This is a genomic window from Streptomyces sp. NPDC048825, from assembly GCF_043198355.1.
GTDB lineage: Bacteria > Actinomycetota > Actinomycetes > Streptomycetales > Streptomycetaceae > Streptomyces > Streptomyces xiangluensis.
Map to the genome: position 1 here is coordinate 96,867 of NZ_JBICUR010000017.1, position 15,414 is coordinate 112,280.

Sequence of the window (15,414 nt, forward strand, 5' to 3'; positions counted from 1 at the left end):
CGCGGGGGCGCCCGGTGAGATCCGTCCCTGTCCCTGTCCGGGCGCCCGGGGAATGGATCAGCGGCGGGGGCGCCGCTTGCCGCTTTCGTCTGTCTCCCCCTCTGCCTCGATGCGCTCCTTGCGGACCTCTCCTGTGACGGTTTCCTCCTCGGTGACCTCATCGGTGGTCAGACGGACGCGCTCCTTGGGCTCGACCCTGGTCTCGACCACCGGCTTCTCCTCGTGGAGGATCACCTCGTGCTCAGCCTCAGAGATTTCCGGGCCGGACAGGGCCGCGTCGACGTTCGCGTCCGTGATCGGCTCGCGTTCGACCCGGACCTCCTCGTGGCGCACCGGGATCGTCTGCTGCTGCTCCTCGGTGACGACGTACTTGCGCAGCCGCACGCGCCCGGCCTCACGGCGTTCGGTGCCGACGTGCATCTCCTCCTCGGAGCGCGTCATCGCCTCATCGGCTGTGCGCGACTGCGCCGTGTCCGCCGTGGGCTGGGCGGCCTGCTGCCAGGCGGCGTCCCAGTCGATGCCGTAGTACTCGTACAGGCGGTGCTCCTCCTGCTCAGACAGGTGCCCGCCGGCATCGACATCGACGTTGGGTGCGTCCTTGACCTGGTTCTTGGCGTACGGCACCTCGAGGTGGTCCTCGACCAGGCTGGCGTCGTGGATGGGAACGAACGACTCACTGGTGCCGAACAGGCCGGTCTTCACGCTGACCCATTCGGGCTCGCCAGTGACGTCGTCGAAGAAGACGTGCCTGGCGTCGCCGATCTTGCTGCCGCTCGTGTCGTAAACCGGGTGATCCAGCACGGCGGGTATCTGCTCTCGGGTGATCATCTGAGTTCTCCTTCGGTCATGACCGATCTGCCTCCCCCCACGACTCGCGTACCGGCTCGCTCATCGGCCGACGCCGCCGTATGCGCCCCCGTAGGCGCCGATCATCTCCGGTGATTGACAAGGTTTCCGCCGTCGGGGGTGCTCGCCGTTGGGGTGTGCACGCTGCACGGACGGCATGTGGCGTCTGTCCGTGCAGCGGCGTTCTACGGTCCGGACTGCTTGCGTGTTTCGTCGGCTGTAGTCCGGGCGGACTGGCGGGCCTTGTCGGTGACCTGCCCGGCTTGGTCCTTGGCCTGTTCCGCCGCGCTGTGGGCGGCCTCGGCGGCGGTGTCCTTGACCTCCTCTGCCGCCTGTCGGCCGGCCTGGGCCGCGTCCTGCTTGAGCTGCTGGGACGACTCCACCGCGGCCTGCTTGACCGGTTCGACCGCCTCGCCGGCCCGGTCGGCGATCTGGGTCGCGGCCTGCTGCTCGGCCTCGGAGGTGGGAAGGAGGGATGCGGTCAGCAGGCCGGTGCCGAAGGCGATCAGACCGGCCGCCAGCGGATTTCCCTGGGTCTGTCGCACCACTTGCTCAGGGGCCTGCCGTACGGCTTCACCTGCCTGCTGGGCGGCCTGACGGGCGGTGTCGGTGACCTCACCGGCCCCCTGGCGTGCCGTGTCCGTGGCCTGCCCTGTGGTCTCCTGAAGCGACTGGGCGGCCTGCCGTGTCCGGTCGGTTGCCTGACCGGTCACCTCGGAAGCGGTGCCCATCACCCGCTCCCTCACCCCGGACAGCGCGCCGCGGACCCGCCGGGCGCGACGCCGTGCCATCTGGCGCGGCCGGGCGCGGTCCGCCAGCCGGGAGACGTCCTCGGACAGTCGTTCCCGGGTTCTGTCGATATCGGCCCTTACCTGGTCGGGTGCCGTGCCCATTGCGCGTCCTCCTTCAGTGTCTCCATGGTCTGTTCCGGCTTCGCCGATACGGTCCGCATCCGCTCACGTCCCCTGCGGTACAGAACGGCACCGATCACCGCCCACACCGCAGTGACGATCAGCGCGGCCCAGCCCAGGTCCATGACGTTGGCCAGGGCGAACATCGCCGCGAGTGTCAGGAAAACGGCCACCATGTAGCCGGCGAAGCCGGCGCCGCCGTACATCCCGGCGGCCTTGCCGGCCCTGGTGGCCTCCTCCTGGACCTCGGCCTTGGCCAGCTTCACCTCCTGCCGGAAGAGGTGCTGCACGTCTGACGTCACCGTCGACAGCAGCTCGCCCACCGAGCTGTCCTGGCCGACATTGCCCCCTGGCTGCGGGGACTGCGGCGAAACCGACGACATCTCAAACCCCCCCGCGGCCCGGCAGCTCCGCTGGCACGCTCGCCGCGGGCAGGCTCTGCTCACCCTGTGACGGGGGCAGCGCCGACGGGCGTGGACGGGAGCCGTCGGTCTTGCTGCCGGCCTTGGCAAGCCGCCCGACGACCAAACCGGCCAGGGCCGCTGCGCCAAGGAAGGCGCCCGGCCGGCGTCGGGCGAAGTCCTGCAGGTCCTGGACCAGGCCTTCCGCGCCCTGCTTGTCCAGGTAGTCGGCGGCACGGTGACCGCGGTCGGCCACCTGCGCCACCAGGGTCTTCGCGGGGGATTCGCCGTCTGCCTCGTCCGCAAGGCCGGACAGGTCGTCCGCCCACTGCCGCAGCACCTCCGCCCCGCGCTGGGTCTGGCTCTCGGCCTGTTCGGTAACCCGCCCCCGCAGCTCACGAGCTGCCGCGCCGGCCTGTTCCCGGGCCTCACCGGTTACGGCCTTCGCCTGCTCGGTGACCGTACCTGCGACCTCGCCTGCCGCCTGCCTGGCCCGGTCGGCCGTGGCCGACGCCTCCTGCTTCGCTGTCTGCCCGGCCTGCTGAGCACGCCTGCCACTCGCATTCGCCATGTCACTCATAAGTCCTCCATCTCCTCTTCTCCCGGGGACACCGCCCATGGATCTCGGTCAAGAACCCTGACGGTCCGCGGCATCATTCACGCCCCCACCGCGCTCCGCCCCGCTGGCGCCACGACTGAAGCCGCCTGCCCCTGGCATGTGCGGCCCTCTCCCCCTCGTCGACTAACCCTCACCTGATCGACGAAACAGTAAAAACAGCCGCAAAAGGGAATAAAAGTGATCCAGTCATCCGGTCGGCACCCTCCGCCTTGCCTCACCCGCCACAACCTCGGCGTGCTGGGCTCCTGCGCAGGTCTCGGCTCTGGTGGCCGACGACGTGCAGCCCGGCCTCCTTGCCCGCCGGTGCAGGCTGCTTCAAAGGCAGGGACACCGCCCGGGCCCGCGGCCCGGATCGCCGCAGTCGGGAACGGTTTGCGGCAGCGCGCCGCCGGGCGGAGCCTGAAGGTGTACGCCTCTCGTCCGAGGGAGAGGGGGCGGGGCTGTGAGCAGCATCGCCGACCGCGTCACCCTGTTGTTCCGGAGCAAGGCGAACCGGGCTCTGGACCGGGCTGAGGATCCCCGTGAAGTACTCGACTACTCCTACGCCCAGCAACAGGAGCTGCTGCGCAAGGTGCGGCGCGGGGTGGCTGATGTGGCCACCAGCCGCAAGCGGGTGGATCTTCAGGTCGTACAGCTGCAGCAGTACGCCGGGAAGCTGCAGACCCAGGCGCAGCAGGCACTGGCCGCAGGCCGCGAGGACCTCGCGCGCGAGGCACTGACCCGGCGCAGCGCGGCGGCTTCCCAGCTCACCGATCTGCAGAGCCAGCAGGCGGCGTTGCAGGCCGACGAAGACAAGCTCACCGTGGCCTCGCAGCGCCTGCAGGCCAAAGTGGACGCCTTCCGTACCCGCAAGGAGACCATGAAGGCCACCTACACCGCGGCAGAGGCCCAGACCCGCATCACCGAGGCCGTCACCGGCATCAGTGAAGAACTGGGCGATGTTGGTCTGGCCATGCAACGCGCCAACGACAAGACCGAGCAGATGCAGGCACGCGCCGGCGCCCTGGACGAGCTGATCGACTCCGGGGTCCTGGCCGACGCCACCCTTCCTGCCGGCCGCGACGATATCCAGGCCGAGTTGGAGGCCCTCAGCTCCGGCACCGAAATTGAGCAGGAACTGGCCCGGATGAAGGCCCAACTCCCGGCATCCGCAGCCCAACCGGCGGCCGTGGAAGGCGGCAGCCTCAACCGTCCATCCGGACAGGAGGCACCATGATCATCCGGATTCTCGGCGAGGGCCAGTACGACGTCACCGATGCTCACCTCGACGAACTCAACAAGCCCGACTCGGCCCTGCAGTCCGCGGCTGACGCCGAGGACGAGGCAGCCTTCCACACCGCGCTGAACGCCCTCCTGGACACCGTGCGCCGCCTGGGCACACCGCTGCCCGACGAGGCGATCACTCCGTCCGACCTGGTACTCCCCGAGCAGGACGCCAGCCTGACCGACGTACAAGCGCTGCTGTCGGACGAGGGCCTTATCCCGGGGTGAACACGCCTGCTCGATTGGGTTTCGGTACGGCGAGATCCTTGCGCCGCCCGCGGGTGGTCGCGTAATGCGCTGGGCGACGTCCGGGCTGTGGCGTTGAAGACGACCTCGCGTCGGCGGCCGTGGTGACGGCCGATGCGTTCGCGGGTGTCCCTGCACGGTTCAGTACGCGATTACGGCCGATCGCGGTTCGCAATGGGCCCGGATTACTGCCAAGTCGCCCCGCGAGTGGTCCCTGATCGGCTCGATCGAACGGAACCTGTCCGTCATGTCGCCGCGGAGGAACCCCATACTTCGTCCACGAGCCCGAGCCGACTACCGGCGGCGCACGGCGACGACACGAGCTCGCGCAGGAGAACCACCCGGGAGGGCGCGGACCCAACAGGTTCGGGTCGGCACCCCCAGCCGGACTACCGGTCACCGATGCCGGTGCCGCCGTTCCTGGAGCTTCCTCATCTGCTCCTCGACGCGCTTACTGCGCCCTTGGCCCTTGTGCCGCGACTTGCTGCTCTGCCCGCCCTGGCTCATCTGGCGCAACTTGTCAGCCATGTCTTTGGCCCGCTGCCTCATCCCTTCAGCACCCATGACCGCACCTCCCGCATCGCTTTTGGTCCTTCTGGCCAGATTGTCATCCGGTCAGGGACCTCGCATCTGGCAGCACCACGGGGCTGACCGCCGTTGTGTTGCGTCAACTGGTGCCTGTCTGCCGCAGTGCCGGTGAGCCGCGACCTGCAGCCGTGACGTCCGGGGTCGGCTTCACACGGGGGCTGGGGCGAGGCATCCGCAGTGACGTTGAGCGACACGTCTCCCAGTTAGGTGATCTTGTGTCTGGTCCCGCCCCGTACGGGGACTATCCGTCCTATGGTCCGGCCGGATACCCGGAGCGTCCGTCCGCGCCCGCAGCGTCGCCGGGTTCGGCGGGACGGTTGTGGGTTTCCGGCGCCGCCGCAGCGGTCGTGGCGGCCCTGGCTGCGGTAGTGGCCACGCTGCTGATGCGGGGTGTTTGGGCGTGCCCCGGATGGCGGCTGACCAGATTCCCCGCGCCAGCTCCGCCTCGCCGAAGCCGTCGGCCAAACGCACCCCGCCGAACTAGTCCCCCCGTGCGACCACCAAGCCGACGAAGCCCCCGGCCGCGGACACCCCCCAACCGCCGTCCGGTACCGCGCCGTTGGCGGGACGCATACGCCCCGGCGCCACCTACCGAGGCGTCGCCACCTTCTACGACACGGACGGCACGGGCGCCTGCCTGTACGACGCGAGCGATGACGTCATGACCGCGGCGATGAACACCACCGACTACGAGACGGCCAAAGGCGTACGGCGCGTACGTACTCGTGCGCGCCGCCAACGGGACCTCGATCACCGTCCGCATCACCAACGAATGCCCAGGGGCGTGTGTACCCGGCCAAATCGACCTCAGCGCACAGGCCTTCGCCGAACTAGCCGACCTCACGCGCGGCCAGATCCCGATCACCTGGAAGCTGCTCAGCCCCAGCGCCGCCGACACGCTCTCGATCCGGTACAAGACCGGGTCCACTCAATACTGGTGCGGCGTCCAGGTCATCGGCCACCGCAATCCGGTGGCCCGGCTCGAGGTCCGCACCAGCAGCGGCTGGACCCGACTGCCGCGTACCGAATTCAACTACTTCATCTCCGACAACGGCACCGGGTGCGGCGGCGCGCTCAGGCTCACCGACATCTACGGAGAGCAACTCATGGTCAACGGGACAGCGATCCGGCCGGAAGTCGTGCAGCCGATCCGGGCCAGTTCGCCAAGCACTGACCTCGCCGGCGGCCCCGTGCCTGTAGCGGGGTCCGGGCCGATCCGTTGACATGCCCAAAACATCTGATTAGCATTCAGGAAATCTTGGAAAGCGCTTTCTCCCTGCTCGTGCCTCTGCATTCACGCCTCCGCGCATCCGACGCGCGGGGTGCATCTCCTGACGGGAGAGTGCCGACATGCACTCGAGGAACCGCAAGACGGCGTCGTTCCCGAAGACGTCCGCAAGGAAGCGTCCGTTACGCACCTCACGCGGCGTTCCCGCTCTCGCGCTCGCCCTGTTGCTCGGCGCGACGATGGTGCCCGCAGGCAGCGGCAGTGCCACCGCGCAGACATCGACGCCACGGGCCGAGACGTCGCCCACCGGCTTCGCCGCGGTCAACGCGCTCGGCCAGAACGGCACCACCGGCGGAGCCGGCGGCCCGACCGTCACCGCCACCAGCACCGAGCAGTTCCTGGAGTACATCGACATGACCGGGCCGTTGGTCATCCAGGTCCAGGACACCATCGACATCACCAGCAAGCAGGGCGTGCGCCCGAACAAGACCATCGTCGGAGTCGGTTCCTCGGCCGTCATCAACGGCGGTGGCCTGGACTTCTATCGCTCGTACAACGTCATCGTGCGGAACATCAAGTTCACAGGCGCCGAGGACGACGCCGTCAACGTCGGCCAGGAGTCGCACCACATCTGGATCGACCACAACGAGTTCGTCGGGGCCGTCGACGGGGCGATCGACATCGTCCGCGGCTCCGAGTACGTCACCGTGTCGTGGAACTGGTTCAACAAGACCGACAAGAGCATGCTGCTCGGCCACTCCGACAGCAACAGCGGCCAGGACACCGGCAAGTTGAAGGTGTCCATCCACCACAACTTCTTCGACGGCTCGCGGCAGCGTCACCCGCGCGTACGGTTCGGCGAACCGGTGCACGTCTACAACAACTACTACAAGGGAAACGCCCTGTACGGCGTCGCGTCGACGATGAACGCGGGGGTGCTGGTCGAGGGCAACCACTTAGAAGGCGTTGAGTACCCCTGCTATTCGGCGAGCGGGTACGACGAGTCGGGGCCGGGTCGACTGGTACAGCGGGGCAACGTCTTCACCGGGTCCGGCACATGCGAGACCAACGGAACCGTGACAGAGCCGCGCACCTACTACTCGTACACGCTGGACCCGGCTGCCGACGTTCCCTCTCTCGTCCGGGCCGGGGCGGGCGTCGGAAAGACCGGTGGCTGAGCGTCACGAGCCCGGCATACGGCATTCCGCAGCAGCAAGACAGACGGACCGGACTGACCTGCCGTCATCCCCACAACGGCCCACCCCCACAGGAGGACCCTTCCATGAGCCGCAGACGGACGCCGGTGCCCACCGAGCGCGCATCCATACCCTGGCGTAACACGGTGGCCGTGGCCGCGCTGGCAGCCGCCATGCTGGCCGGGCCCGGCGTTGCGCAGGCCACCCCGCAAGCTGCTCCGCAGGCCGCACCGGCAGCGCGGGAACGGGTGGCGGCGGCCAGCATCACCTGGAGCCTCGAGCGGGCGAGCAATCCGACGCAGGACCAGCTGGCGGCGTACGACCTCATCACGAGGGCGATGAACTCGGCGGTGGCCCGGTACAACAACCTCAGCGACCTCGGTAAGAACATCACCGTCCGCTACGACCCGGGCGTTCCCACCGCCGACGGCAACATCAACGGAACCATCCGCTTCGGCAATCGCGCGTACATGACCGAGCGGACCGCTCTGCACGAGATCGCCCACACCATCGGCGTGGGGACGAGCTCGGGCTGGTCCCGCCTCGGCGGCAGCGGCACCTGGACCGGTGCGCAGGCCATGGCCCTGGTCAGGCAGTTCGACGGTTCGGGCGCCAAACTGTCCACCGGCGGTGGCCACTTCTGGCCGTACGGCCTGAACTACGAGAACGAGTTCTCGAACACGGCGGCCGATCGTCACGTCCAGATCGTCGCCGCCATGGTCCGCGACGGTATGTGACCCGAAGGGCCGGTGCTTGGGAGCGGCCTCTGCTCCCAAGCGCGTCGGCGGAAGAAACGGTCAGCCGGACTTCGGTTCCGCCTGCTGCAGGACCTCCATGGTCCACACGGTCGAACCGCTGGCAGCCGGCTTGGGCCGGTCGCTCCCGCCCTGGTGTGCTTCCTTCATCGAACCCTCCATCCAGGCCTGGAACGACTCCTCGTCGCGCCACCGGGTGTAGACGAGGTAGTCGTCCGTGCCGTCGACCGGGCGGAGGAGTTCGAACCACTCGAAGCCGTCGGCACTCTCGACGAGTCCGGCTCGCGAGGCGAAGCGCTTCTCCAGCGTCTCGCGCTGCTCGGCCGGCACGGTGAGGACGTTGATCTTGACGATGCTCATGGGTTCATCCTGCCGCACAGAACGTCAGCGGTGGCGGGCGACCCCGCCCCGTCGACCCGTGTCACCTGTTTCTTGCGAGGAGGCTCCGGCGTTCGCGCCGGGGATGAATCGCATCCGGGTGGCGCGGCGCCGAGGGTCGCCGCATCCGGTTCCGGGCGCGGAGCGCCCGTACCGCAGTCGGCATCGCCGAGGGTGACGCGAACACGCGTGCCCATGATCGCTGGTCGGGGTGGTGGTCGTGGGATCGGGGGGCGTTTGTGCTGGCGTCGTACATATAGAAGACCTCCTGGAGCGCTGCTCCAGGAGGCGGCCTGAGCCAGGGATCCCCTCCCATCAGGGAGGGGAGGATTCAACGTTCAGTCGCCCAGCACCCGGCGCAGGTATGCGTTGCCGAAGCGCCGGTCGGGATCAAGGCGGTCGCGCAGGGCGGTGAACTCGGCGAAGCGCGGGTACGCCTTGGCGAAGTCGTCGGCGTCCCGCGTATGCAGCTTGCCCCAGTGCGGGCGGCCGTCGTGGGCGGTGAAGATGCGTTCCGCGGCAGAGAAGTACTGGTGGTACGGCGTGCCCCGGTACACGTGGATGGCGATGTAGGCGCTCTCGCGGGCAGACGCCGTGGAGAGCGTGATGTCGTCGGCGGGCGCCGTGCGGACCTCCACCGGGAAGCTGATCCGTAGGTCCGAGCGGTCGACCATGGTCTTCAGTTCGCGCAGGGTCTCCACCAGGGCCTCGCGCGGGACTGCGTACTCCATCTCCGTGAAGCGCACCCGGCGCGGCGAAGTGAACACCTTGTAGGGAATGTCCGTGTACGTACGGGCAGACAGGGCCCGGCTGGAGATCTTCGCGATCGCCGGGATGGTCGCGGGCACGGTACGGCCCAGCGAACTGGCCACCTGGAACAGGCCGTTGGAGAGGAACTCGTCCTCGAACCAGCTGCTCAACCGCCCCACCGGGGCGAGCGGACCCGCGCTTCGGTTGTTGCGCTTGGTGTTGCAGTTCCCGGTGTGCGGGAACCAGTAGAACTCGAAGTGCTCGTTCTCCGTGTGGAGTTCGTCGAAGGTGGCGGTGACCTGGTCGAAGGTCATCGGTTCTTCGCGTGCCGTGAGGAGGAAGAGCGGTTCCACGGCGAAGGTGATCGCGGTGACGACTCCCAGGGCACCGAGTCCGATGCGGGCCGCCGCGAAAACTGCGCGTTCTTCGTCGGTCCCCTTGTCCGAGCAGGTGAGCAAGGAGCCGTCCGCCGTGACCAGTTCGAGGCCGCGGACCTGTGCTGCGATCGAAGCCGACTCACGGCCCGTGCCGTGGGTGCCCGTACTGATCGCGCCCGAGACGGTCTGCTCCATGATGTCGCCCATGTTCGTGAGCGACAGGCCTTCCCGGGCCAGGGCCAGGTTCAGTGTCTTGAGCCGCGTGCCCGCCTCCACGGTCACGGTTCCGGCCTCGCGGTCGATGGCGCGGATACCGGTGAGGCGGTCGGGCCGTATCAGGACGCCGTCGGTCGCGGCGGCCGGGGTGAAGGAGTGGCCGCTGCCCACGGGCTTCACCGTCAGGCCGTCCTCGGCTGCCTGGCGTACGACGGCGCGGAGTTCCTCGACCGAGGCGGGAGCGACATCGCGTGCCGGGCGGGCGGTGACGTTCCCGTCCCAGTTCCGCCACACGCTCCTGTGCTCGGACGCCTCCCGGGACGTGCGGTAGCGGGTTGTCTCCACGACCTTCCTTCCTGCTAGCGGCATAACTGGCTACGAAAATGGGTGAGTTGGTGGGTCAGAGGAAGGCGTGTCCCTCGCCGCGGTATGTCGGGACCTGGTCGACGATCTGCCCGCCCGCCACCAGATGGAGCGTGTTCACGCGCTCGCACAACTCGCCCGCCTTGGCATGCCGGAACCACACATGGTCACCGAGCCGCAGTCCATGCGCCGCCCTGCCGAGCACCGGTGTCTGGACCTCGCCCGCCCCCTCCAGGGGGTTCATCCGCAGGCCCCGGGGCCAACTCAGGGTGGGCAGACGGTCCTTGCCGTGCGGGCCGGAAGCGACCCAGCCGCCGCCGAGGACGGTCGCGATCCGGTCGGAGGGGCGGCGTACGACCGACATGACGAAGAAGGCGGCGGGCCGCGGGCGGAAGTGCCGGTAGAAGTCGAACAGTCCGGGCCCGTAGAGACCTGATCCCGCACCGACCTCGGTGATCACGTGCTCGGACGCGGTCTGCTCGATGGAGCCGGTGCCGCCGCCGTTGACGAACTCCAGTGGCTGCACGGCCTCGACGGCTGCGATGGCCGCGGCGCGCCGCTCGGCCAGCTCCCGGGCCGAGAAGCGCTGCATGGCGCGGAGCGCGGCCCGCTTGAGGGGGGACCCCGGCTGGTTGTCGCCGAGTCCGGCGATCTGACCCTCGTATGACATGACCCCGGCAAGGTGGAACCCGGGCCGCGCGACGATCGTCCTGGCGAGTTCCGCGGCCTGGCCCGGAGTGTGCACGGGGGAGCGGTGCGGGCCCAGGTGGAGGCGTCCACCGGCCAGTTCCAGCGAGGCGTCCAGGTCGATGCAGACGCGGAGGTCAGGTCGGCTTTCGCCCAACACGGCGTCCATGAAGTCGAGTTGGCCGACGGAGTCGACCATGAGCGTGATACGTGAGGCCGCGCGCTCGTCCTTCGCCAGTTGCCGCAACGCGGTGCGGTCCGTGGTCGGATAGCCGATGACCACGTCTTCGTGCTCCCGGGCCAGCCACAGGGCTTCGGGCAGCGTGAACGCGAGAATGCCGCGGTAGCCCTCCCGGTCGAGCGCACGCCGGATCAGGTGGCGGCTGCGGACCGACTTGCTGGCCAGCCGGATGGTGGCGCGTGAGCCGGTCCGGCGTGCCAGATCGGCGGCGTTGGCGTCGAAGGCGTCCAGGTCCACCACGGCGAACGGCGGATCCAAGTGCTCGGTGGCCCGGTCGAGTTGGGCCATCCGGACCTCGTTCAGAGGGACGAGGGCGGAGGCGGCCGATGCCGTCTGCTGCATTCCAGAGGCTCCCTGCTGGCGCGGGGCTTACGTCGCCCGGGCTTAGTTGGTCACTCGTACAGGACGATTGACCCGTACGGGTGACCGTCTCATTCCAGCGAACCGAAGTCAACGTTTCCGGGTCGGAAACGAGGGAGGCGAGAGAGGGCGAGGCGAGAGAGGGCGAGGCGAGGGAGGGCGGGGTGGAGAGACGCGGCGGCGGGCATGACGAAGCTCACCGCCTCCGCGGCGCGGTATGAGCAGGGGAGTGTCAGTCGTCCTCGCCGACGAGGGTCATCAGGTGCTCGCCCGCCAGACGAAGCACCTCGCGGCTGTGCTCGCTGTTGCGGTCCGCCAGCCAGCACAAGGTCACGCCGTCCAGCACCGCGTTGAGGTAGCGGGCCAGGACGGGAAGGGGTACGGTCCACCGGATCCCCGCGCTCTCGGCGGCTTTCACGAGGAACTCCTGATGGACTTCCAGGTAGTGGTCGTACTGCCGGCGGGCCAGTTTCTCGAATCCGGCCTGGCGCAGGGCGTAGTGGGTGAGTTCGTACCCCACCTGGTGCTCTCCCGGGCTGAGTTCCACGCCCTCCCAGAAGGTGAACAGGGTCTTGGTGACGCGCGTGCCGAGGTCGTCGCCCTCCGCCGCGAACACGTCCCTGGCCTTGGTGACACTGCTGTCCGTGAGCCGGGTGATGACTTCTTGCAGAAGCTCTTCGCGCGAGTTGAAGCAGTAGTGGAAGACGCCGAGCGGCATGTCCGCCTCGCCCACGATGGCGCGGGTCGTGGCCTTGGTGACGCCGTCGCGGACCATGACGCGGATCGCTGCGGCGATCAGCTCTTCCCGTCGGTCCTTCGCTGCCATGCGAGCCATTCGGCCGCCGCTCCTTCAGGCCTTCAAGAGTGGGTACGTACGAGCATGCTATCGCGATGTCTTGGACGCTCGACCAACATGTGGCGCCGGCGCGCTCGCACAGCAGGCGGTCGACCGCGGTCTCTCTCGCAGGAACACTCAGCCAGCCCATCCCCGAGCGGTGCGCGACGATGGAGCCATGTCAGCCATCCAGTCGGCCATCCGGGGAGAGCAGGCATGAGCCATGTCGAGAACGAGCTGAACAGCCAGCCCGAGTGCTGGATCCGGGCCGTCGAACAGGCCTCGCGGCACACGGCCGTACTGCCCGCCGCGGGGGAGCGGGTCGCGATCGTGGGATGCGGTACCTCGTGGTTCATGGCGCAGGCTGCCGCCGCGCTGCGCGAGCAGGCGGGCCAGGGCGAGACGGACGCCTTCGCCGCTTCCGAGTTCTCGTACGGGCGGACGTACGACCGCGTCCTCGCCCTCACCCGCTCCGGCACCACCACCGAGGTGCTCGGACTCCTCGGCCGGCTGAAGGGGCGTACGCGCACCGTCGCGATCACCGCGGATCCGCGAACTCCCGTGATGGAGGCGGTGGATGACGTGATCGTGCTCGACTTCGCCGACGAACGGTCCGTGGTGCAGACCCGGTTCGCCACCACCGCGCTCACGCTGCTGCGGGCCCACCTCGGCCTGCACACCGAGGCTGTCGTCGCCGATGCCCGCACCGCACTGGCAGTGCCGCTGCCCGACGGGCTGGTCGACTGCGTGCAGTTCACGTTCCTGGGCCGCGGCTGGAGCGTGGGGCTCGCGAACGAGGCCGGGCTCAAGATGCGCGAGGCCTCGCTGGCCTGGGCCGAGGCCTATCCGGCGATGGAGTACCGGCACGGCCCGATCAGCATCACCTCCGCCGGAACCGCAACCTGGATGCTCGGTGACGCGCCGGACGGTCTGGCCGAACAGGTACGGGCGACGGGCGGGTTGTGGGTCGAGGGCGGCCTCGACCCGCTCGCCGAACTCGTCCGCGCCCAGCGACTCGCCGTGGCCGTCGCCGCGGCCCGCGGCCTCGACCCCGACCGGCCGCGCCACCTCACCCGCTCGGTCATCCTCACCACGCCCTGACCGGCGAACCCGTCACGCCGAAAGGAGAGGCCCGTGCCCCTCGCAGCAACCGGTGAGCTGGTCACCCGGGCGGCCACGGAACGCACCGCTGTCGCCGCGTTCAACATCATCACGCTGGAGCACATCGAAGCTGTCATCGCCGGTGCCGAATCCGTGGCCGCCCCCGTCATCCTCCAAGTCAGCGAGAACGCCGTGAAGTTCCGCTGCGGGCGGCTGCTCCCGCTGGCCCGCGCCGCGACCGCGGCGGCCGAACAGGCCTCCGTACCCGTCGCGTTGCACCTGGACCACGTACACAGTGACGGCCTGCTGCGACAGGCACCCGACGCCGGATTCAGCTCCGTGATGTACGACGCCTCGCGGCTGCCGTACGCCGAGAACCTCACCGCCACGCGGAGCGCCGTCCAGTGGGCGCATGACCAAGGGCTGTGGATCGAGGCCGAGTTGGGAGAGGTCGGCGGCAAGAACGGCCGGCCACCGCTGGACGCCCACGCCCCCGCCGCCCGGACGGACCCCGCCGAGGCACGCGCCTTCGTCGCCGAATCCGGCGTGGACGCCCTCGCTGTGGCGATCGGCAGCGTCCACGCCATGACCACCCGCACCGCCGCCCTCGACCACGACCTCCTCAAACGCCTCACCGCAGCCCTCGACGCACCGCTCGTCCTGCACGGCTCCTCCGGCCTCCCGGACACCGAGCTGACGGCGGCCGTTTCGGGCGGCATCACCAAGGTCAACGTCGGAACGGCCTTGAACCTCGCGATGACCAGCGCGATCAGGGAGTTCCTCACCGCCCACCCCGAGGCGGTCGACTCGCGCAAGTACCTCACGGTGGCCCGCGAGGCGATGGCCGAGGCGGTGGTCCGGATCATCCGCGTGCTGCGAATCGAATGACATCCAGGTGCTACGCACCGCCCGAGGTGTCGATGAGCTTCTCGAAGAAGAACTCGTGCTTGAGGAACGACACGTCGTACTCGCTCCCCGGATAGGGCGGGATCAACTGGGCCGCCTGGAACAGCCGCCAGCCGTCCTCCAGAGCGTGCACGCCCGACTTGTACGGGGGTTCGTCACTGTCACCGGTCGTGGGTGACGTACGGCCGGTGCCGTCGTAAACCGACCAGCCCACGACCGGCGCGTCCAGCGCGGAGGTGGCCAGATAGAGGACCAGAACTTGCTGACGAATGCTCATGCGATGCTCTCCTGCGGGCGATTGGAGACGCGAGTCACCCAGCGTTCGAGGTCGAAGGACGCGTCGCCGGTCAGCGACCGCCACAGCAGAACGCGGTTGTACAACTCCAGGCGACCGGTGGCGGGTTCGTACCAGGGGAAGGTTGTCGAGAGCTCCTCGGTGACGCGCGGGTCGCCGAGGTCCGAGGTGTCCCACAGCCGCCGCTGCCGCACGGCCGGATTGAAGCGGATCTTGAACATGTAGCGCACCTCGTCGCTGTCGTTGCGCCGTCCGCCGTGCCAGAGTCCGTGGTGCAGAAACACCACGGTGCCTGCCGGGCAGACAAGACGTGACTGGCCGAGCAGGTTCTGGTAGCGGCCGGTGTCCGACTCGTTCGTACGCCGCAGGTGGCTGCCAGGCACGCTGAGAGTGCCGCCCATGTCCAGCGTCACGTCCTGCGGGTAGTACATCAACTGGACGTCGAAGGCGTCGGTGCGGACGTCGATGATCGCGTCGCCGTGGAGCGGCTGCGCCTGTCCCTCGTGGGGCTCGCGGATGTGGACGGCATGGTGGTCGACGGTCGGGTCCGGGCCGACGAGGCTGCGCAGTGCCCCCGCCACGGCCGGGATGTCGAGGAGGCGCCGGGGGAAGGACCCCTCGGGGTAGGCGTCCGGCACCTTGCTGCCGAACGGCACGCCCGGGACTCCCCGCCGCAGGAACTCGATCGCCTCGGCGTTCGTCTCCGCCGGGACCGCCGCGTCGAGGCGCAGCGAGCCGTGGGCCACGAAGTGTGCCATCCGCACCGAGCTGAGGAGCGCGGGCTGTTGGGTGTTCGTCATGGCTTCAACGTAGGGAGCGGGCCCCGTCCGGCGCGTTGGCGCCTCTCACCAC

General features: G+C 69.0%; 18 protein-coding genes. 7 read left to right on the forward strand and 11 right to left on the reverse strand.

From position 1 onward, the window contains the following. Nucleotides 1-57 precede the first annotated feature (57 nt). From ACGFNK_RS34045 to ACGFNK_RS34060, 4 genes are all read right to left on the reverse strand, one after another. Nucleotides 58-828, reverse strand: coding sequence for a DUF2382 domain-containing protein (locus ACGFNK_RS34045; protein WP_393422124.1), 771 nt, complete (start codon nt 826-828; stop codon nt 58-60). Between the two features lie 203 nt (nt 829-1,031). Continuing rightward, nucleotides 1,032-1,739 carry a DUF3618 domain-containing protein gene (locus ACGFNK_RS34050; protein WP_393422126.1) on the reverse strand — a complete coding sequence of 236 codons (708 nt, stop codon included), beginning with the start codon at nt 1,737-1,739 and terminating at the stop codon, nt 1,032-1,034. Then, nucleotides 1,715-2,140, reverse strand: a complete 426-nt coding sequence (locus ACGFNK_RS34055) for a phage holin family protein (protein ID WP_393422128.1) — start codon at nt 2,138-2,140, stop codon at nt 1,715-1,717. Before ACGFNK_RS34055 ends, ACGFNK_RS34050 begins: the two co-directional genes overlap by 25 nt. Nucleotide 2,141: 1 nt before the next feature. Continuing rightward, on the reverse strand, nt 2,142-2,738 hold the full coding sequence (locus ACGFNK_RS34060; RefSeq protein WP_393422130.1) for a hypothetical protein: 597 nt from the start codon (nt 2,736-2,738) through the stop codon (nt 2,142-2,144). A gap of 481 nt (nt 2,739-3,219) precedes the next feature. Between ACGFNK_RS34060 and ACGFNK_RS34065 the strand changes: the two genes are divergently transcribed. Then, nucleotides 3,220-3,993, forward strand: coding sequence for a PspA/IM30 family protein (locus tag ACGFNK_RS34065; RefSeq protein ID WP_393422132.1), 774 nt, complete (start codon nt 3,220-3,222; stop codon nt 3,991-3,993). Then, a complete protein-coding gene (locus tag ACGFNK_RS34070; RefSeq protein ID WP_393422134.1) occupies nt 3,990-4,268 on the forward strand; it encodes a hypothetical protein in 279 nt (92 codons plus the stop codon). Before ACGFNK_RS34065 ends, ACGFNK_RS34070 begins: the two co-directional genes overlap by 4 nt. 414 nt (nt 4,269-4,682) lie before the next feature. Here ACGFNK_RS34070 and ACGFNK_RS34075 read toward each other — a convergent pair whose 3' ends face one another. Next, entirely contained in the window at nt 4,683-4,814 is a 132-nt protein-coding gene (locus ACGFNK_RS34075) for a hypothetical protein (RefSeq protein WP_393422136.1), read from the reverse strand. A gap of 785 nt (nt 4,815-5,599) precedes the next feature. Between ACGFNK_RS34075 and ACGFNK_RS34080 the strand changes: the two genes are divergently transcribed. From ACGFNK_RS34080 to ACGFNK_RS34090, 3 genes are all read left to right on the forward strand, one after another. Then, nucleotides 5,600-6,097 carry an expansin EXLX1 family cellulose-binding protein gene (locus ACGFNK_RS34080; protein WP_393422138.1) on the forward strand — a complete coding sequence of 166 codons (498 nt, stop codon included), beginning with the start codon at nt 5,600-5,602 and terminating at the stop codon, nt 6,095-6,097. Nucleotides 6,098-6,224: 127 nt separating this feature from the next. Then, nucleotides 6,225-7,280, forward strand: coding sequence for a polysaccharide lyase family 1 protein (locus ACGFNK_RS34085; RefSeq protein ID WP_393422140.1), 1,056 nt, complete (start codon nt 6,225-6,227; stop codon nt 7,278-7,280). Between the two features lie 191 nt (nt 7,281-7,471). Further along, on the forward strand, nt 7,472-8,035 hold the full coding sequence (locus ACGFNK_RS34090; protein WP_393422358.1) for a hypothetical protein: 564 nt from the start codon (nt 7,472-7,474) through the stop codon (nt 8,033-8,035). 60 nt (nt 8,036-8,095) lie between these two features. On the opposite strand, the gene ACGFNK_RS34095 is transcribed toward ACGFNK_RS34090, so the two are convergent. The 4 genes from ACGFNK_RS34095 to ACGFNK_RS34110 form a co-directional block, all read right to left on the reverse strand. After that, nucleotides 8,096-8,413, reverse strand: a complete 318-nt coding sequence (locus tag ACGFNK_RS34095) for an antibiotic biosynthesis monooxygenase family protein (RefSeq protein ID WP_386348559.1) — start codon at nt 8,411-8,413, stop codon at nt 8,096-8,098. 356 nt (nt 8,414-8,769) lie between these two features. Beyond that, the gene (locus tag ACGFNK_RS34100; protein ID WP_393422142.1) at nt 8,770-10,119 is read right to left on the reverse strand and encodes a D-arabinono-1,4-lactone oxidase; all 1,350 of its coding nucleotides are present in this window, start codon (nt 10,117-10,119) and stop codon (nt 8,770-8,772) included. Between the two features lie 55 nt (nt 10,120-10,174). After that, nucleotides 10,175-11,407, reverse strand: a complete 1,233-nt coding sequence (locus ACGFNK_RS34105; protein ID WP_393422144.1) for an amino acid deaminase/aldolase — start codon at nt 11,405-11,407, stop codon at nt 10,175-10,177. Between the two features lie 250 nt (nt 11,408-11,657). After that, the gene (locus ACGFNK_RS34110) at nt 11,658-12,260 is read right to left on the reverse strand and encodes a TetR/AcrR family transcriptional regulator (RefSeq protein ID WP_393422146.1); all 603 of its coding nucleotides are present in this window, start codon (nt 12,258-12,260) and stop codon (nt 11,658-11,660) included. A 216-nt stretch (nt 12,261-12,476) separates the two neighbouring features. On the opposite strand from ACGFNK_RS34110, the gene ACGFNK_RS34115 reads away from it, so the two are divergent. Together ACGFNK_RS34115 and ACGFNK_RS34120 are read left to right on the forward strand one after the other, a co-directional pair. Next, entirely contained in the window at nt 12,477-13,361 is an 885-nt protein-coding gene (locus ACGFNK_RS34115; protein WP_393422148.1) for an SIS domain-containing protein, read from the forward strand. A 33-nt stretch (nt 13,362-13,394) separates the two neighbouring features. After that, nucleotides 13,395-14,249 (forward strand): ketose-bisphosphate aldolase, encoded by an 855-nt coding sequence (locus tag ACGFNK_RS34120; RefSeq protein WP_393422150.1) that lies wholly within the window; start codon nt 13,395-13,397, stop codon nt 14,247-14,249. 10 nt (nt 14,250-14,259) lie between these two features. Here the strand turns inward: ACGFNK_RS34120 and ACGFNK_RS34125 are convergent, their stop codons facing one another. Beyond that, on the reverse strand, nt 14,260-14,538 hold the full coding sequence (locus ACGFNK_RS34125) for a hypothetical protein (RefSeq protein WP_393422359.1): 279 nt from the start codon (nt 14,536-14,538) through the stop codon (nt 14,260-14,262). Between the two features lie 2 nt (nt 14,539-14,540). Then, the gene (locus tag ACGFNK_RS34130) at nt 14,541-15,362 is read right to left on the reverse strand and encodes a phytanoyl-CoA dioxygenase family protein (RefSeq protein ID WP_393422152.1); all 822 of its coding nucleotides are present in this window, start codon (nt 15,360-15,362) and stop codon (nt 14,541-14,543) included. Nucleotides 15,363-15,414: the final 52 nt, after the last annotated feature.